General features: G+C 42.0%; 16 protein-coding genes and 3 pseudogenes. 6 read left to right on the top strand and 13 right to left on the bottom strand.

Features of this window, described 5'->3' with window-relative positions; genetic code table 11:
- Positions 1-649 precede the first annotated feature (649 nt).
- A complete protein-coding gene (locus tag V7K48_RS19350; protein WP_335074849.1) occupies positions 650-1,522 on the bottom strand; it encodes a class I SAM-dependent methyltransferase in 873 nt (290 codons plus the stop codon).
- Between the two features lie 63 nt (positions 1,523-1,585).
- Positions 1,586-1,744, bottom strand: coding sequence for a hypothetical protein (locus tag V7K48_RS19345; RefSeq protein ID WP_335074848.1), 159 nt, complete (start codon positions 1,742-1,744; stop codon positions 1,586-1,588).
- A 338-nt stretch (positions 1,745-2,082) separates the two neighbouring features.
- Between V7K48_RS19345 and V7K48_RS19340 the strand changes: the two genes are divergently transcribed.
- Positions 2,083-3,483 (top strand): esterase-like activity of phytase family protein, encoded by a 1,401-nt coding sequence (locus V7K48_RS19340; RefSeq protein WP_335074847.1) that lies wholly within the window; start codon positions 2,083-2,085, stop codon positions 3,481-3,483.
- A gap of 691 nt (positions 3,484-4,174) precedes the next feature.
- Here V7K48_RS19340 and V7K48_RS19335 read toward each other — a convergent pair.
- The 3 genes from V7K48_RS19335 to V7K48_RS19325 form a co-directional block, all read right to left on the bottom strand.
- Positions 4,175-4,654 (bottom strand): hypothetical protein, encoded by a 480-nt coding sequence (locus V7K48_RS19335; protein WP_335074846.1) that lies wholly within the window; start codon positions 4,652-4,654, stop codon positions 4,175-4,177.
- A gap of 118 nt (positions 4,655-4,772) precedes the next feature.
- On the bottom strand, positions 4,773-5,003 hold the full coding sequence (locus tag V7K48_RS19330; protein WP_335074845.1) for a hypothetical protein: 231 nt from the start codon (positions 5,001-5,003) through the stop codon (positions 4,773-4,775).
- Between the two features lie 413 nt (positions 5,004-5,416).
- A complete protein-coding gene (locus V7K48_RS19325) occupies positions 5,417-7,195 on the bottom strand; it encodes an asparagine synthetase B family protein (RefSeq protein WP_335074844.1) in 1,779 nt (592 codons plus the stop codon).
- A 96-nt stretch (positions 7,196-7,291) separates the two neighbouring features.
- On the opposite strand from V7K48_RS19325, the pseudogene V7K48_RS19320 reads away from it, so the two are divergent.
- The 3 genes and pseudogenes from V7K48_RS19320 to V7K48_RS19310 form a co-directional block, all read left to right on the top strand.
- Positions 7,292-7,375 (top strand): annotated as a pseudogene (locus V7K48_RS19320) (phosphatase); the annotation flags it as partial.
- 204 nt (positions 7,376-7,579) lie between these two features.
- Positions 7,580-7,738 (top strand): ABC transporter substrate-binding protein, encoded by a 159-nt coding sequence (locus V7K48_RS19315; protein ID WP_335074843.1) that lies wholly within the window; start codon positions 7,580-7,582, stop codon positions 7,736-7,738.
- Between the two features lie 6 nt (positions 7,739-7,744).
- Positions 7,745-8,263: a hypothetical protein gene (locus V7K48_RS19310; protein ID WP_335074842.1), complete on the top strand. Its 519-nt coding sequence runs from the start codon at positions 7,745-7,747 to the stop codon at positions 8,261-8,263.
- 383 nt (positions 8,264-8,646) lie between these two features.
- Here V7K48_RS19310 and V7K48_RS19305 read toward each other — a convergent pair whose 3' ends face one another.
- The 4 genes and pseudogenes from V7K48_RS19305 to V7K48_RS19295 form a co-directional block, all read right to left on the bottom strand.
- The gene (locus V7K48_RS19305) at positions 8,647-8,808 is read right to left on the bottom strand and encodes a hypothetical protein (RefSeq protein WP_335074841.1); all 162 of its coding nucleotides are present in this window, start codon (positions 8,806-8,808) and stop codon (positions 8,647-8,649) included.
- A gap of 40 nt (positions 8,809-8,848) precedes the next feature.
- Positions 8,849-9,013: pseudogene (locus V7K48_RS35070) on the bottom strand (DUF3011 domain-containing protein); the annotation flags it as partial.
- Positions 9,014-9,753: 740 nt separating this feature from the next.
- Entirely contained in the window at positions 9,754-10,050 is a 297-nt protein-coding gene (locus tag V7K48_RS19300; protein ID WP_335074840.1) for a hypothetical protein, read from the bottom strand.
- 1,369 nt (positions 10,051-11,419) lie between these two features.
- On the bottom strand, positions 11,420-11,743 hold the full coding sequence (locus V7K48_RS19295) for a hypothetical protein (protein ID WP_298903980.1): 324 nt from the start codon (positions 11,741-11,743) through the stop codon (positions 11,420-11,422).
- A gap of 113 nt (positions 11,744-11,856) precedes the next feature.
- Between V7K48_RS19295 and V7K48_RS19290 the strand changes: the two genes are divergently transcribed.
- Positions 11,857-12,174, top strand: coding sequence for a hypothetical protein (locus V7K48_RS19290; protein WP_335074839.1), 318 nt, complete (start codon positions 11,857-11,859; stop codon positions 12,172-12,174).
- A gap of 77 nt (positions 12,175-12,251) precedes the next feature.
- Here the strand turns inward: V7K48_RS19290 and V7K48_RS19285 are convergent, their stop codons facing one another.
- Both V7K48_RS19285 and V7K48_RS19280 read right to left on the bottom strand, forming a co-directional pair.
- Positions 12,252-12,431, bottom strand: a complete 180-nt coding sequence (locus V7K48_RS19285; RefSeq protein WP_190892099.1) for a chlorophyll a/b-binding protein — start codon at positions 12,429-12,431, stop codon at positions 12,252-12,254.
- Positions 12,432-12,581: 150 nt separating this feature from the next.
- A pseudogene (locus V7K48_RS19280) lies at positions 12,582-12,833 on the bottom strand (CHAT domain-containing protein); the annotation flags it as partial.
- Between the two features lie 90 nt (positions 12,834-12,923).
- Here V7K48_RS19280 and V7K48_RS19275 point away from each other — a divergent pair.
- Positions 12,924-14,606, top strand: a complete 1,683-nt coding sequence (locus V7K48_RS19275) for a DUF262 domain-containing protein (RefSeq protein WP_335074838.1) — start codon at positions 12,924-12,926, stop codon at positions 14,604-14,606.
- Positions 14,607-14,765: 159 nt separating this feature from the next.
- Here V7K48_RS19275 and V7K48_RS19270 read toward each other — a convergent pair whose 3' ends face one another.
- Both V7K48_RS19270 and V7K48_RS19265 read right to left on the bottom strand, forming a co-directional pair.
- Positions 14,766-16,382 (bottom strand): alkaline phosphatase D family protein, encoded by a 1,617-nt coding sequence (locus tag V7K48_RS19270; protein ID WP_335074837.1) that lies wholly within the window; start codon positions 16,380-16,382, stop codon positions 14,766-14,768.
- A gap of 227 nt (positions 16,383-16,609) precedes the next feature.
- Positions 16,610-17,161 (bottom strand): PEP-CTERM sorting domain-containing protein, encoded by a 552-nt coding sequence (locus V7K48_RS19265; protein WP_335074836.1) that lies wholly within the window; start codon positions 17,159-17,161, stop codon positions 16,610-16,612.
- Between the last annotated feature and the right edge of the window lie 313 nt (positions 17,162-17,474).

Genomic DNA, 17,474 nt, shown 5'->3' with positions numbered 1-17,474 from the left:
TTGCTGCCATGAATCAATTTAAACCCTGTTATGCTTCTGGATGATTTAGCTTATTTACTACTTGCTTATTCCGGAAAGTGACAGAAGAGGGATAACTAATGCAAAAGGAGCAGGGGAGAGACTGAAATCAGAAAGCAATCAAGCTTTATACTATTAATCAGCACGATAATAGCCGCTATTAGCAGTAACATTAAAACCCACATTTTGACAGGTGCGATCGTAAATATCAAATAAGGGCGATCGTTTAGAGGATGTCTGAGAAGTATCAAATATTTGTTGATCCCCCCTAACCCCCCTTAAAAAAGGGGGAATAAGAGTCTCAAAGTCCCCCTTAAAAAGGGGGATTTAGGGGGATCTCCAAGGGTTAGGTGTATACAAAAAAACTTTTCAGACATCCTCTTAGTTTCCTCTGTTGATGGAGGGTGAACACAATCAAATTACTGCCACTTTACAAGCGTGCTGTCTCCAAACGAGTAGTAAATTCAGATGTGCCATCGCTCTCCCATTTTCCTCTCTAAGAGACGCACTCTTAGGTCGCTTGAATGCCGCAATGAGCGCGTTTGCCTCAGCAAGATAGAGGCAGGCGATTGCCTACGGCACGCTACGCGATAGTAACGAGAACACCGCTGGTTCCATCGCACATATCTAATTAGGGGGCTTTGGGTTTGACGAATTTGAGGGTCATGCGATCGCTTTCCCCAATGGTGAGGAAGCGTTGCCTATCCTTTTGGCCTTGGCTCAAGACCGGAGGTAGTGTCCAGACTCCACCTGGATAGTCTTTAGTATCCTTTGAATTGGCGTTAATCTCTGATTTGCCCACTAACTTAAAGCCGGCTTTCTCCACAGCAGCAATTACCCCATCTTCAGACATATAGCCCGTTTTGATACTCTCTTGTAAAGAAATGCCTGGTTTTGCACGGTGTTCTTCCACTCCCATTATGCCACCTGGCTTGAGTGCTTTGTAAGCCGCCGCGTAAACCTGATCGGCATATCCAGCCTTAACCCAGTTGTGAATATTACGGAAGGTAACAACCATGTCCACGGAGTTTTCTGGGGCTAGGGTAAGTTCATTTGGGGGATTAATTTCAACGACTTTGACCTTACCAAAAATCTTTGGATCATCTGCTAGCTTCTGTTGGAAAGCCAAAGCCGGTTTACTAGTGCTAGAAGCAAAGTTAGTAACTATGAGTTGTCCCTTGGATGCTAGAAACGGGGCGATAATTTCGGTATACCACCCGCTGCCCGGCCATAATTCAACCACGGTCATGTTCGAGCGCAGACCGAAGAATTCAAGAGTCTGGACTGGGTGACGGTACTTGTCTCGATCACTATTTGCAGCGGAGCGATGACTGCTGGTAAGTATGGTTTGGAGAGTGGTTGTGCTGTTGAAAGTTGTGGATTTTTCACTCTCGTTGGCTAGAACAGTGGGCATTACGGATGCTAACAAAAAAAAACCCAGAGTCAATGCTTTAAGCAAACCATAACGCCGCTTGGCTGAAGTAGGATTTTGTAGAAATTTCATAGCTGTTTTTTTACTTTCTGCTTCAGCATAAGGGCAATAGGGTTCTCATAAATAGTGAGTATCTCACACTCTTGTGCTATTTTTTCTGACAAAACTGGAGGTAATGCTGTGTGATGCGATCGCTCTCCCCTTTTCCTCTGGTGTGATGGTGTACCCGCCTACCGCAGGTGATCGCGAGTAGCGATGGCTTGAATAGAGAGCGTAGACTAGTACCTTTGGCATCGCTTACTATTCCTCTTTGAACGAAGGGCGACGTCGAATAGCCCAATCCAGGCATCGCTATGTCTGTTTTCCTCTCTACGAGATGCTACTCGCGAACGCTTGTAAAAGTTGAAGTGACAGCCGCACGTTCAAAGGTTCTGGCAGTAGGTCATAGATGCTACCCAACTCCAATCTACTTGTCCCACGTATCTAGGACTTTTGCAAGAGGTCTATCCACTTTAATAATCTTTAGTTAAGTTTAGCTTAATTTTTACTTAACTATAAACAATAGATAATAACATAGTCAAAAAAATTACAAGATTACTTAACAAATACTGTCTCTTAGCAATAGTACTGATATGCTCAACAAAAGTCTTATTTTGTTTTTGTTTACGTCATTCATTGTGGCTCCTGCGGCTAACGCAGAAGTTAAACTGATTGCAACTGGAAGCCTAGATGGTAAGATTAGCGATCTCTCCACCAAAACATCTGCTCCCCTTGAAAATGGTGTTCCAGGAAACCTCCTTGGTGGTATTGGGTCAGGACTGGCCTACGCTGGCTCTAATACCTTTATCGCTATTCCAGACCGTGGCCCCAATGCTGTACCATACAATAGCGGTGTGAGTGACACAACATCCTATATCAACCGCTTCCAAACTATCAGAGTGAAACTCGTACCAAGCGAGCTTGGTACAGCGTTGCCCTTCACTCTTACCCCTTCCTTAATTGATACGACTCTGCTATTCAGTAATGAGCCTCTTGACTACGGGACTGGTGCGGGATTGGGGTTACCCAGTGGTGTCCCAGCCCTGAATACCAATCGGAAAAATTATTTTACTGGACGCTCAGACAACTTCAACCCCACCCAAATCTCGACCTATGCCAACAATGCCCGTTTAGATCCTGAAGGCGTGCGTGTATCGAATAATGGAGAACACATCTTTATCTCCGATGAATACGGTCCCTATGTGTACCAATTTAACCGCAATACAGGTAAGCGGATCAGGGTCTTCACGCTCCCTAGCAAGTTTGCAATCAGCAACTTGAGTCCCGTTGGGGATACAGAGATCAGTGGCAACACGTCCGGTCGGGTTGCGAACAAAGGCATGGAAGGACTTGCCATTACTCCCGACGGTAAGACCCTGGTTGGCATTTTGCAGAGTCCGCTGCTTCAGGACGGTGGCACCAATGCTGCCTATACCAGAATCGTCAAGATTGACATCGAAACAGGCGTCACCGAGGAATATGTCTATCAGCTAGATAATATTGGTACGTCGGTTAAACCGAAATACCCCACTGTCAGCGAGATTGTGGCCATCAACGATCACGAATTTCTGGTAGACGAACGCGATGGCAAGGGGTTGGGCGACGGCTCTAAGGCTGCCTTCAAGAAGATATACCATATTGATCTGAGGAATGCTCAAGAAGTAAGTAATATTAGTGGGGAAAACAACCTTGTTGGCAAAGCGGTGATCAAGACCCTGTTCCTTGACGTGGTGGCTGCGCTGACTCAAAACGGCATCAAACAAGAGGACATTCCAGCCAAGCTTGAAGGTTTGGCCTTCGGAGAGGATGTAGTTATCAACCGTGTGAAAAAGCATACGTTGTTTATCGCCAATGACAACGACTTTGTTGGTACTATAATGCCGGACACCTACCATTCAACGAGTGTTGACAACCCAAACAAGTTCTTTGTCTTCGCGGTTGATACTACTGACGTGCCAGACTTCGTACCCCAGAAGATCAAAGGGGGGCATTGACCTGACTTTTCACGGAATGTGTAAAGGGGAGATTGGTTCGCGAATAAGCTAGAACACATCTAATTTGCATATTAAAATTTTCTCAATATCTTGTGGGGTAGGCAACATGAGCGCCCTGATTATGCAATTTGAATGCCGATTAGCTTATCCCTGTTTTGTCACTCTCGGAAAACAATAATCGAAGCCAAATTCTGAGACTTTGATTTAATCAATGTTTGAAGCTTTATTTTCTAACAGTAACTAAAATTTCTAGCTTCCAAGTGGAAAATAAAGCCTCGAAAGGCTTTCAGCAATTGGGTTCACCCAAAGTGATAAAAGAGGGTTATCATGAGCGAATCAAGTGCTACTCTTTGTTGTATTTAGAAGTTTCTTCGATTAAATCTTTCAAACCCTGATTGAGAATTTCAATTTAACGATCTAGTGCTTCAATTTTAGCTCTGTTAAGAAAAAGTTAGAACACTTTCCCAGCGTAGCGCCTTACAAGCACCTATTTTCATTGTTCTCTCCCGAAAATTCAAAAATCTTATCGGTGGATTTTTGCAGATTGATAAATTTCACTTAACTTTTAGGCGGGTTTCACCCCCATTTCACTATCAAGGCAAGCTACATGAAAGCAACTTGCAATTTGACTGCAACCATTACGCTAAATTATTTATAATCTGGTTGAATTTATTTGGGAGAATTTCTACCCCTACCATCTTCGATAGTGACCCCATCTGTGGAACCCTCCTCCAAATCCGAAGTTGATGCCAAAACTAGGATAGGGAGACCCATAAATGACATAAGGGTTGTAGATGTAAGTAGGAGGAGGCGCTACGGTGTAATAACCATCTTCATTACAAACCTGAGTAGTATGTTGCACAATTGTTTTAGGTACAACATCCGATTGCCCAGCATAAGGTAGATTTAAATAACCATCCTCAAAACCACGAGCAAATTCACCTCCCACAGTCCGAGGTTTATAAGCTTCTCTATTCCGAGCGCTTTGTTCTCCTTCTCGAAAACCATTTGCATAAGCATTGGGGTGGTTAGCCGCCGATTCTTTGAGTACCCTATTGTCAGTAACAGGATGACAGTAAACAACCCTATCAGCTTTCGCGGCTTGGGGAAAAAGTAAAGATGTTGAGCCAGCGATTAAACTGAATATTGCAGCAACAACTATTTTCTTCACAGCCTTTAACCTCATTTATGCTTAATTTTCTAAGCCCTTTAACTTTAATTATAAAACCTGAATTATCAGGTAACATGAACCAAAAATTAGAAATCCCCTGTCTTTAGGCTAGGGGATTCTAGCCTAAAGTCTTAAGAATACCACGGCGCAATAGTTTATTTATTCTCCGGCGAGTTCCCGCGCAATGTCCATCTTTACTGCTAGAACGCACACGCTTTTTACTTACTGGCACGTCATACCACAGCAGGTAATCATCTTCTAGTTTCTCCTCCAAGCGCTGCGCTAACCTCCTCTCGCCAGGGGTCATCTGCATTGAGCGACTATTGGATGAGGGAATTAGAGTAGCCATAAATGGTAGATGTTTATCAGGTTTTTTAGGGGTGCAATGTCTACGACGGGCTGCGCCTACGCTAAGGGTTTCCTTGCTTGATTAGGTGGGGGCGTAGGCATCACTTCTACTGTTAGTTTTTTCATAAGAATGAGGGGTGCGAATGAGATTATTTCTTAACTTCTTAGAGACGCGCTAGGAACGCCAACGCTCGCAATGACGGAAATACATTACCTTTGCGTAAGTCCTATTAAAAATATATTTTAGGACTAGCACTGCCCAAATCCAGCCACCATCTCAATTAACAAGACTTGGGGCAAAATCCCTTTGTTAAAGGTGGGCAAACTGACGCCACAGTATACTTAGTCATCACGTATTGCTTTGTTGCTTTTACTACTGCACTTTTTGATTTACCTGTAACCAAATTTCTAAACTTACAAGCAACCCAGCTTTACCCCATAACGACTCCAAGTATCTCCTTGATAGTTTAACCAATTGCGAATTGGCAACTGGTTCAAGTAAGGAGTTATAGCTGCATTCCGATTGAGCAATAAATCTCTAGTTTCTTGCTGCCAATATTTCTGAAATCCTAACTGTACCGGGACCATCATGCCGCTTTTAGGACGATGAATAATCGCGTCTGGTAAAATATCTGCGTTCATCGTACCCTTACAGGGAAGCAAGCTACGCGCAGCGTCTCGTAGAGAAGACGTACCGTAGGTAATCGCTTGCTTTAAGACTGCTTTTTCTTTCACTCCAGAAAGCTTATACTCTGGAGGAATTTCCATGCTTAAGTCAACTATTCGTTGGTCAAACAGAGGAGAACGACCATGCAAAAAGGCTGCTTGAGTCAAGTTACTGACTTTCGTCAGAATTTGGTCAGCGCCTTTAAATTTGATGTTCATTGCCATCAAACGATTCAGATAGCTAGCTTGGGAATATAAATCTTCTTCAAAAACCCAAGGTGCTGTTTGTACTGCTGTCCAAACTTCTGGTTTTAAAAGTTGCGGTAAGTCAACAGCGCACTTTTGGAAGGAAATTAAATAAGCTTGCAATGCATCCTGATTGGTGACAGAGCCATATAAACTATTAATTAGCATTGGCTGATTTTTTGGCCCACCAAAACAGGGGTCGCCACCCTCACCATTTAAAACTACTTCTGTGCTTTTTCTCGCCAGTCGTCCCAGCAATAGGTTGGGAACAGTCAGAGGGTTACCAATAGGGTCATCTAAATACGCCATTGTTTCCGGTAGACATGACCACATATCCTTAAAAGTAATTTCTAAAATGTGGTGCTGTGTCTGGCAATGGGATGCGACGAGACTGGAAAATTCTAACTCATTGGGACATTGGTCACCAAAATGAATTGAGAAAGTGTGAACTGGTGCTTTGTGGAATTTTGCTACTAAAGCAGTGATAGCGCTAGAGTCTAAACCACCAGAAAGAAAAACACCAACGGGTTCATTTTGTGGTGGTAAATATTCTTGAACAACTTGGTCTAGCAATTCTCGCAAGCGATCGCCATGCCATGCTAAGGGTTGATCTATTGCTATAATCTGTTCTTGAAGCTGCCAATAAGCTTCAACTTTGTGGTTGGGAAATTCTAAAACGGTTCCAGGTCGCAGTTCCCGCACCTGTTCCCAAAGCGTTCGTTCTCCTGGAACAAAGGCACAACAAAGATAATCTTGCAATGCTACCAAATCTAAATCGGATGAACGATGGGGTGATAAAGTTCTTAGTTGAGGTGCAATCCAACGAACCGAACCAGTGGTAGTGTAATAGAGGGTACGAACACCGATGCGATCGCGAACTAACCGCAACACCTGTTTTTCCCGATCCCAAACCACTAATGCAAACATCCCCACAAGTTGCCTAAGACATTCAAAACCCCATCGTTCCCAAAGATTGGCAACCAGTTGTAGAGAATTTCCTTTAAAGCTATCCGGTTCAATTCCCAACTTTTGCAGCAACTGCACTCGGTTAGTTAACCAAACATCACCAGCAAAAACAAATCGTCCTCCAGAACTGATTGCTAATTTCTCCGTCAGAAATCCAGAAGCTGTGCCTGGTAGAATTACAGAAATTTTTTCATCTCGCCAAGCGATATCTTCATAATTTAGATCAACTGTTCCCCACGCTACGCGCCAGGTTGGGTTAGTGTTGATGAATTCGATTTTAGAAGATTTCCGGTTTTTAAACGCATCAAATAGCATGGGAAATTTTCAACGCATAATCAGTAATTTTAGGGCATTGCTTAATGCAATTTTGAAATGAATAGACCTCTCTCCTAAAAGCAAAGAGGCTTTTCTGAGGAGTTAAAACAAGCAGCCCAAGAGGGATTTAAGTCGGTGCTGAACCTGCGATCGCCCGATGAAGCAGGTTTTCTAAGTGAATGTTAGTGCTGTAGCGCTAATGGTTGTTACCACCCTGTAACTGGGAGCAGCGATTTTAATATTACCACCAGCCCATTTCTAGATTTTCTCAGCTTGGTGATGTCTACGACAGGCTACGCCTACGCAAGCGTCTCAGCCATTTTAGCTATTCACTTAGGTATCACAGGACTTAGGCAGAGGTAACGGAAAATCGAACCACAGAGGGTGAAAATCATTGCTTCGATCAAGGGCCCGACTGTGGGTCAAGTTGTATTAGTACCAAAAAACTCCCAGGCGAAAAAGTTTGCTGACCTCAAAGGTAAGAAAATCGGCTATGTCAAAGCGACTACAGCTCATTACTTCCTGATTAAGATGTTGGCATAAGAAGGATTGACACTCAAAAATGTCAATGCCGTGGCGCTAACTATTCCAGACGGACTTTCTGCCTTCAGAAGAGGCGACTTAGATGCCTGGGCTACCTATGGTTACGCGATCCAGCAAGCCCAGAAAGACGGAGCTAAGGTACTCAAATCAGCGAAAAACATTCTCTCAGGCAATTTTACGATTGTCGCAGCGCCGAGTGCGATCGCCGATCTCAATAAAAAAGCAGCGATGGCAGATTTCCTTTTCCGCATCCAGAAATCGCAAGATTGGCAAGTATCGCATATAGAAGCCTGGTCAAAGAACTATGCAAAAGCAATTGGAGTTGATGAAACCTTTGTCCTCAAAGAAGCCAAAGAGAGGTTAAAACAGCGGCGATCGCAAGTGCTGCCAGTTTCCCAACAAGCGATCGCTTCCCAGCAAGATGTAGCCGACACATTTTATCGTGCAGGTGTCATCCCAACGAAAGTTAACGTGAAACCATTATGGGATGGAAGCTTTACTAATGCAATTAATCAATGTAAATAGTCAATCAAGAGTTTGATTAAGAATCTCAAAGCTTCTAAATTAGACGTTTTTGTAATGGTTAAAATGTTCCTTTCTTATATCTTTGGGATAATGCCCACCTTACAAAAGTTAACTTAAACTCAGGTGAAATATGTCAATTCAAGACACAGTATCTAATTGGGAACAACATTTTTTCTGTTTCCCCCCTTGTAAAGGGGGGATTAAGGGAGATAATTCGACTTGTGTATACACGGTAGCCCCTAGTAGGGGAGGGGAGCCGGAGGTTGTAACTTTAGCTAGAATTTGGGTGTTGCTGATTGAAAGTAGAAATTAGCCTGATATCACCCCAGATATACCTTGCTGAAACTATTGCTGTACAAGGATTACAAGCAATATGCGTCCAATTAGACCGTTTTGGTAGGATTACCCCAAATACCGAATTTCCTATCTGTCATATCTGCCGTTTCGGTCATATCTGTCATTTCGGTCATATCTGTCGTTTCGGTCATATCTGTCATATCTGTCGTTTCTGCGATCGCCAACTGAGAACTCAGCTCGACAACCATTTTTCACCCAAATACGATTTCTCCTATAGCCCCAATTTCCTCTACAACTGGTGTCAGACAATTGCCTAACAAGCCTCACTCTGCCCGTAGTAGGTATTGAACAAGTGTTCCTGTGATTATTTTGGCTTGAACAAGTGATTATCTCCTGAGCTGAAGCGGGAGCGGCAACGCCCAAAAGTGTACCTATACTAACGCTAGCAGCCATAAAGGTAGCAGCAATTATGGGAAGACGCATAAGCATATCCAATGTTAGACCTCTTTAAAAATTAAAAAACAAAAACTATATTAATTCTAGCGAACTGCATTAAGAGCCAATTTTCAAATCAGATTAAATACAAATATTCTTTGCATTCTTACAGCATTAGATGCAACAGTTTAAGTAGATAACTACAATTGGTATTTATACCAATTACCTGTGAGGTTGCTCCAGAACTTGGGGCTTGTCTTAACAAGCCTGATTTTGTGCAATTTCACAAAGAATTGATCAGTAGATGGACAAAAATATTTATAGTCATTGCCAGCGGTCGCGTCTCGTTGGCACAGTCTCTTTAAGAGTTGAGAAGCAAAGCAATCCCAACCGCAAGCAAATTGCAACTCTAAAAGACGCTACCGCGTAGCGTCTCGTAGGGAAGGAGTAGGCTCCATTCGCAATGACATTGTGTAATTAATTCTGTCCGATTACTTATTATAGAGAGTAAAAATTGGATTAATTAGTAACTATCTACTAAATTATTCCTCCTCGTAGCTTCCCTATATTTGGGTAAAGTAGGAGAAAGGAAAAAGCTGAAAGCTATATATAACAGGCTTTTATAGCCTTAATTTTTATTTGAGCACTGATCTTTTGGCTCAATGCTATTTGGACATTGATTTGAGTAGATTTATGCCAAGAAAAAAAAGGAGAGTATTGCTACTCTCCTAAGGTAATATGAGCGAGAATTTCTTTTCTTAGTGATGAAAGTAAGCTTGACGTTCACGCAATTCACGAGCATGCCGTTCACGGGCTTGACGTTCACGCAATTCGCGAGCATGTCGTTCACGGGCTTGACGTTCACGCAATTCACGAGCGCGTTGTTCACGGACTTGACGTTCGTGTTGGAATCTACTGTTATTAAAAATTACACTATCACGATTAAAATGATCATGCTCAGATTTAAATTCAGCAGCATTAGCATTTTGAGAAAGAGCAGCAATTGAAGCAGCTGCTAATAAGCTTCCAAGAAAAATAGATTTAAAGGGGTTCATATATCCTTTATCTGCCTTGCATTAGTTGATTTGTGTACTCTCAATCTAATCGGAATAATCAGGTACACGCCTGTGATAAAAGTCATGTTTAAATAGTTACTTTTGTCACTAATACTAGGATTTATATTTGATTTGTGAAATCGAATAACGGTCGAAACCTTACCTGAGATGGGTTATACCCTCAGAGGTTGTTTGAAAAGTCTAATTTATTACTGCCTTGGCGATTATAAGTCGCGGCTACGTAGACAAAACTCACACAGGTAGGTTTCAAACCCTTGCTTTTGCGTTAGTCCGCGCAGGCGGACTTTGTTTCTGTAGTAGCGAATTATATTCGCCCAAAACTTTTCAAACATCCTTCTCAGGGCAGCCTAGTAAAACTGGAGTCGGATTCCTATCCCTCTTCTGTCACTCTCCGAAAACTTTTGCAATTTCTGAATTCTAGAGTTTTTGTATAGCAGGCGATGTCTACGACGGGCTACGCCTACGCACGGTTCTTTTCTAATAACAAATACAAGACCAATTTTTTCTAATAGTATAGCTTGTATTGGTTGCCTGATCAGGCTTCTAGCGATCGCCCTCCCGGAAAGTGATAGAAGAGGGCTATATTAGAAGTAATTATTCAAAACCATCGCCAAGCGGTGGTGGGATAGAGCATTGGTCTACACATCTCAATTTCTTCTGTTACAGCTATTTAGGAAAACGTGTAATGCTTGGGTAAAACCATTGCAAAAAAGTAAAGAAGGCTTATCGAATAAATCATTGTTTCAATCCCTAATAGGGATTTTAGGTAATTGCAATCTCTGGTTGAGAAAGTGCGATCATTCTTGATTCAGTTTCAATCCCTAATAGGGATTTTAGGTAATTGCAATTAATCGCCCTAACTATTCATCTGAGCGTCGCCTGTTTCAATCCCTAATAGGAATTTTAGGTAATTGCAATCTTAAAATTGCACCTGTGGTTAAATTAAGCCACATGTTTCAATCCCTAATAGGGATTTTAGGTAATTGCAATGGCTGGCTTCTGAAAGCCTTGCCTTATTTGGTTTTCAAGGTTCGGTTGCGCGAATGCAAAAATCATAACACCAGGAGTTGTGGTTTAGCTAGAGGCAAATGGCTGAAAACTAATCCCCATAAAGTGCGCGGATGATTTACAAATGCTAAAGCTCTCAAGTTCTTGCATATAGGGCAATTCAGCCATTTTTCTAGTCACCCCTTCCCCAACACCTACCCATCCGCGCATTCAGCAAAAAAACTAATCTGATTGAAAAGCTGCTTACTATAGATATCCTACTCGATTAGGTTAGCTGACTTCAGGGTAATGCCTGGGTTTGGCTATGCCTACGTAATACCAGCACCCCCCATGACCAACTTTATTTGGCAGCGTCTTCAAAATCTGTTATCGCACAACCAAACTCCCTAAAAGCTGTTTTAATCAAAACCTCTTTCGTTCCCCTTTCCAGCGAAGAATTGCGTATGAGGTCTGTTAACTCTATGAACAGCAGAGAAAACATAAAACGATCTTGGCGGTCAACTTGTTTCAAGCAAGATGATATAAACTGATAAAGCTCTGTTTTTCTAGGTTTGGTTTGTTCTTCCCATATTTGTAACCCAAGCCGGAAGGTTCTCAAGCGGATTTCATTAGTATTGAAAGACGCGTCTTTGTAGCGGACTGATACGCGTTGGGGTAGTTCCATGAGTTTTAGCTATACATATTCAATGTAAAGTAATTATTCAGTTATATTTTGGCTCAACCGGAAAAATCTGATATTTTGCACCAATTCCATCAACCGCAATAGCTTAGAAACAAATGCCTTGTGTGGGATATAGACAGTTAGTAGGAAGCACAAATGTGCATCAGTATCAACTTAGAGCCAGTGCAATAGAATTCGCACGCCAGTTGCTCATGGGGAGCCACTGCGGTCTTGGTGTCTCCCTAATTGAAGCAAGTGGCATGGAAACCCCCTATAGCCCTTCTCTACGAGACGCTCCGCGAACGGGTATCCTACGGCAGGCGCTAGCCTCTCCCTTTGGGAGAAGACCGCACTGGCTTGGCTACACAAACGTCGGCAAAGCCTTCCTGCAAGGTAGTCCGCCTCCGCAGACTAAGGTCAAATTAAGGTTTTGAAACCCACCTCCGTGGGTTTTACCTGTGTAGACGCGGTTTATAACCGCCCTTCAAACGTTAAGTTGACTGTGATCAATTTAGAGGATGCCCCAGAAATGGAGTAAACCTTGACCAGAAAAAGCTTCAATCAAAATCGCAGATAGAAAACCAATCATTGCAAGACGACCGTTCCAATTTTCACTCTGAGGAGTGAAGCCAAAACGCACAGCATTAGGATCTTCTGAAACAATAGGCGCAGGATTCTTAAAACCTGACATGAGTAAAACTCCAAAGTTCAAATGTTGTAGCAGTTGTAACTGTCTGTAAAGTAATGTAACAAATGTTTAAGAAAATGCAACATTGAGTGAATAAAGAAAAGCTGAAGAAAAATCTGCTCTACATTCTTTCAAGAGTTTGGATGTTGCCTACTCATGTATACTCCACAGACTCACTACGACTTGCAGACTGCCTGCATACATAAACCCTCTGGTTAACCCTACTAATGCTTCTAGCTTAACTTACTCTCCCAGTCCGGTTTTACAGGCGCTGAGTACTACCAGTTATGCTTGCAAGTTGAGGTTGAAAACATGGTGCGTAGGCGTAGCCCGTCGTAGACATCGCAAAAAGCCATTTTGTGGCATTCCCTTGTCGTCAAATAGCGATAACACTACTCCTGATATCAGTCTGGCGATCGCAGTAATTAGTGAGTTAAACTGCGTTTGATTAGGGAAATTTGCATCAGATTATACTCACGGAGTACTTGAAATTTTATGCCAGTAGCCATTCACGCCACAGAGAAAGCACTATTCAAGGTTTTTAGTAACGACTTCGCATTTTCCATACCAGCTTATCAGCGTCCTTATGCATGGACAAAAGACCAAGCAAGTGAGTTATTAACTGATTTATTGTCTTTTTTAGGGGATGGTTCAGAAGCTGTAATTGATGCCAACCCTTATTTTTTAGAAAGTATAGTTCTGATTAAGAGTGAAGATGCTCCTGAAGCAGATGTAGTGGATGGTCAGCAACGTCTGACAACTCTCACAATTCTTCTGTCTGTTCTAAGGAGCTTGGCAAATTTTGAAAGTGCTTTAGAAATTACGGATTATATTTATCAAAAAGGTAGAAGGCTTGAAGGCAAAGAGAATCGTTATCGCCTTAAACTGCGGAAAAGAGATGAAGATTTCTTCCGTGACTACATACAAAACGAGAAAAAATTAGACGAGATTTTACAACTTGATACTTCGCAATTAACAGATAGTCAAAAAAATATTCAAATCAATGCGAACTATTTTTTTGAAGAACTAAGGAAACTTTCTGAGCAACGGCGAGACAGTTTTGCTCATTATCTAATGATGCGCTGTTTTCTCGTTGTTGTTTCTACACCTGATCTTGACTCAGCTTATCGCATATTTTCTATTCTCAATGCGCGTGGTCTAGACCTCTCGCTCAGTGATTTCCTTAAATCAGAGGTTATTGGAGCAATTCCTCCATCTCAACAGGAGAAATACACAAAAATCTGGGAAACTGAAGAAGAAGATTTAGGTAGAGAGAGGTTTCAAGAACTATTTGCCCATATCCGCATGATTGACCGCAAGGCTAAACCGCGTAAGACAACTCTTAAGGAATTTCGCGAAGATATATCGCCTCAGAAAGAGCCGCAGAAATTTATTGACGAAGTATTAAAGCCTTATTCTGATGCTTTAGAAATTATCAATACGGCAAATTACCGAACCGATAAAGATGCAGAAACGATTAATTATTTGCTTAGATGGTTGAATAAAATAGACAACTTTGATTGGATTCCGCCAGCAATTCTCTATTTTTCGAGAAATAGCCATAATTCTGGTAAATTAAAACAGTTTTTTACTGATCTTGAGCGATTAGCCGCAGGCTTAATGATTTTGCGAGCGGATATTAACGACCGTATCGGACGGTATGCAAAACTTCTTACTGCTATTGAAAGAAATGTCGATCTATATACACTTGAGTCACCCTTACAGCTAACTCCTCAAGAAATGAATCAAATCATTAAAACGCTTGATGGGGATTTATATCTAATCCAGCGAATTAGGCAATATGTTCTTCTGCGCCTTGACTCTACACTTTCCCAAGGGGAAGCGAGGTACGACTATTCAGTTATTACAGTTGAACACGTACTTCCTCAGAACCCAAGCGAAGGCAGTACGTGGCTTCAGTGGTTTCCGAATGAAGAAGAACGCATCCAGTATGTGCATCGCATAGGTAACTTGGCGTTACTCTCTCGAAACAAGAATGCCGAGGCTCAAAACTACGATTTTGACAAAAAGAAAGAAAAGTATTTTGTTGGCAAAAAAGGGATTTCTCCTTTTGTTCTGACAACCCAAGTTTTACAGCAATCTGAATGGACTCCAGCAGTTATTGAGCAGCGACAAGAAGATTCTTTGCAAAGTCTGAGAAAAATATGGCGGCTGTAGTGTGATCGCTAATCTTGTCGATTGAGTTAACGCTAGAAAGTATCGAGTTGCAAAAGTCAATTTTCTGAAAATGAAAACACAGATAGAAACAGATAAACACTAATGATTTATCTGTATCCATCTGTGATTATCTGGTTTCAATACCTGGGAATTAAACGATTAGACTTGTTGTATTCCGGGACGACCATCTTCAACCACAAATGAAGCCCGCTTACTAATCGTCCCAAATGGAGTTGTGACGTTTGATAAAACTAGATAGTCTGTCTTGCAGGTTGTGGGAGTCAGCGCACAGCGAACATACCCACGTTGACCGTTGAAGAACTTAATGTGTGGGTTATCGGGTAAGTAAGCTTCAACTACTGGGCTGCTGTCTGCCCCATCTCCGCCGGAGGTTATTGAAGTACAGACGAATTCACTCCCGACTGTAGTAGATTCTGGATTATTAAAGTCAGCCTTTAAATTCATTGCCCAGTTAGAATGGATATCGCCTGATAAGACGATTGGATTAGATGGTTTGCGCTGTTCTAAGAAACGCATGAGGCGATCGCGGGAAGCCACATAACCATCCCACTTATCCATGCTGTAGGTTCCGCCTTTCCCTGGTTTCATGTCTATCTGAGCAACTACAACTTGCTGGGCCAAAACGTTCCACTTAGCCTGTGAGCTATTTAGACCATCATATAGCCAATTTTCCTGACGCTTGCCAGTAATCGTTGCATTCGGATCTAAATTTTCTGGGCAGCGTTCTTTAGTACCATCACCACATGGCTGATCGGTGCGATATTGGCGGGTATCTAGGACATGGAAGGTGGCTAAGTTACCAAAGGAGAGTCGGCGGAAAAGTTGCATATCGGGGCCAACGGGACGCGAGAAGGGGCGCAGTGGCATATGTTCGTAGTAAGCCTGATAGGCAGCAGCTCGCCGTTGGAGGAAGATTGCCCGATTCTGATCTGGTTCAGTATCAATTTCTGAGATGTTGTTGGCGTAGTTGTTTTCCACCTCATGATCATCCCAGGTAACAATCCAGGGAAACGCTGCATGAGCTGCTTGCAGATTGGAATCGGTTTTATAGAGGGCGTGACGGTTGCGGTAATCTTCCAAAGTTACAATTTCTGCACTGTTATGCTGTCTGGGGCGATTCTTTGAAATTCCTCCTTCATAGATGTAGTCGCCAACATGCACTACCAAGTTGAGATCGTCCTGGGCAATATATTTGTAAGCAGTATAGTACCCTTGCTCATAGTGCTGACAGGAGACAAGGGCAAAGTTTAATTTATTTAAGTAGCCACCTGCTAGCGGAGCTGTACGAGTGCGACCAATCGGGCTAGCCTCTTGACCGACAAGAAACCGATACCAGTACCAAGTATCAGATTGCAGTCCCTCTACCACAACTCGAACTGAGTGAGCTAGTTGTGGAGTTGCCAGTACTGTACCTCTGGAGACAATGCGCCTCATGTCAGGATCAGTTGCCACTTCCCAGCGAATTGGCACATTAGCAGATGGCATTCCACCTCCGTTTAAGGGTTCGGGAGCTAGACGAGTCCAGATCACTACGCTGGTAGGATAGGGATCACCTGACGCTACACCCAAAGTGAAAGGATAATTGGAAAATCTGCTTCTAGCGTAGATGCCTAGCGGCTTGTCGGCAGACATCGCTCTTTGATCAGAAAATTGGTTAGTGATCGCCAAACCAGATAATGCTCCTGCCCCGATAATTAAGTTGCGTCGTTTGATTCGACTGTGTAGGAAGCCCTCAAAATTCCGGTAATCTACCATTCTCTACTCCTGACTAACAGGTAAGTTAAAACCCAGCAACAGCTAACACGCAGAAAGCAGGGTGGTCTTAGGCAAACTTCGTAAGTAACTTCCTTGCCAAAATCAGGTTTTAATTCCTAATTTTTTATTCTGGCATCAATGTATTAGATGTTGTTTTACCAGATAAAAGCATATTAGTAAGAGATTAATCCTTGGCAAAGAAAGGGTTAATATCAACTTAACTAAGGTTAAAATCTAACCTTTTTCATTGATGTTACTTTTCTGTTCATCATCCAGCCCAGAGTACAAGCAAAGAGAGCACCAACTAAAGGTGTAGGTTCAGGAACTTGTGTATACAAAACTCTACCTGATATGAGTTTTGCATCTGGAGAAGTTCTAGAGAAAATTGTCAAATCCTCACCAATAATTTCGTAACTTATAGAACTGGAAGGATTAGATTTATCGTTGAACAGATAGTCTAATCCTAAAGATGTTTTTCCTGTTAAGGATGTGGTTGGAAAGACAAGAGGAAAATTTGGGTATTTGGTATCATCTTTTTCAGTGTAAACAGTAGAGTCCCTATCAAATTGGAAAGAGAGCGACTTAATGGCAGCTACAGGCTTATCTTCATTACTGAAAGTTGAGTCATCAAAGCTAAAAAAGCCATTTCCCTTAGTTAAGGGGCTATCAACTGTGAAAGCGTAATTAATAATTGCAGCAGATGCAGATTTTGCCTCTACAGTAGCAAAACCTAAAGTCAAAGTAGCAGCAGCAAACACTAATTTTGGAACAAATTTCATCTCAGTTTTCCTCACTAAAAACTTTTGTAAGCAATGCACACTGCAAAATATAGAAATAGTTTTTTCTAACTTACTTATTTCCTAAATGGGTATTTATCACTGAGTATAACAGTGATAAAAATCAATGATTTTTCCATTTTTTAGAAAAAGAAATAAGTCTCCAAGTAATTACAGCAGTTTGCGATCAAAAAAACCACAAAAATAACTATCGAATAGGTTCAAAAAATAGACCACAATGATTAAACCAATTTAGAGCGTTTTCATCAGTAATAGCATTAACAGCGATAGTAACTGCTTCATGAAGAGCATCAGA

The sequence above is a fragment of the Nostoc sp. genome, from assembly GCF_036919615.1.
Lineage (GTDB): Bacteria > Cyanobacteriota > Cyanobacteriia > Cyanobacteriales > Nostocaceae > Nostoc.
Note: the sequence above shows the minus strand (reverse complement) of the source record. Positions and strands in the feature narration are given on the sequence as shown.

Excerpts from the sequence above, each read along its gene's own strand:
- V7K48_RS19350 (WP_335074849.1), bottom strand. The coding sequence starts at position 1,522 with ATGAAATTTCTACAAAATCCTACTTCAGCCAAGCGGCGTTATGGTTTG.
- V7K48_RS19345 (WP_335074848.1), bottom strand. The coding sequence starts at position 1,744 with ATGCCAAAGGTACTAGTCTACGCTCTCTATTCAAGCCATCGCTACTCG.
- V7K48_RS19340 (WP_335074847.1), top strand. The coding sequence starts at position 2,083 with ATGCTCAACAAAAGTCTTATTTTGTTTTTGTTTACGTCATTCATTGTG.
- V7K48_RS19330 (WP_335074845.1), bottom strand. The coding sequence starts at position 5,003 with ATGGCTACTCTAATTCCCTCATCCAATAGTCGCTCAATGCAGATGACC.
- V7K48_RS19325 (WP_335074844.1), bottom strand. The coding sequence starts at position 7,195 with ATGCTATTTGATGCGTTTAAAAACCGGAAATCTTCTAAAATCGAATTC.
- V7K48_RS19305 (WP_335074841.1), bottom strand. The coding sequence starts at position 8,808 with ATGGTTGTCGAGCTGAGTTCTCAGTTGGCGATCGCAGAAACGACAGAT.
- V7K48_RS19300 (WP_335074840.1), bottom strand. The coding sequence starts at position 10,050 with ATGAACCCCTTTAAATCTATTTTTCTTGGAAGCTTATTAGCAGCTGCT.
- V7K48_RS19295 (WP_298903980.1), bottom strand. The coding sequence starts at position 11,743 with ATGGAACTACCCCAACGCGTATCAGTCCGCTACAAAGACGCGTCTTTC.
- V7K48_RS19290 (WP_335074839.1), top strand. The coding sequence starts at position 11,857 with ATGCCTTGTGTGGGATATAGACAGTTAGTAGGAAGCACAAATGTGCAT.
- V7K48_RS19285 (WP_190892099.1), bottom strand. The coding sequence starts at position 12,431 with ATGTCAGGTTTTAAGAATCCTGCGCCTATTGTTTCAGAAGATCCTAAT.
- V7K48_RS19275 (WP_335074838.1), top strand. The coding sequence starts at position 12,924 with ATGCCAGTAGCCATTCACGCCACAGAGAAAGCACTATTCAAGGTTTTT.
- V7K48_RS19270 (WP_335074837.1), bottom strand. The coding sequence starts at position 16,382 with ATGGTAGATTACCGGAATTTTGAGGGCTTCCTACACAGTCGAATCAAA.
- V7K48_RS19265 (WP_335074836.1), bottom strand. The coding sequence starts at position 17,161 with ATGAAATTTGTTCCAAAATTAGTGTTTGCTGCTGCTACTTTGACTTTA.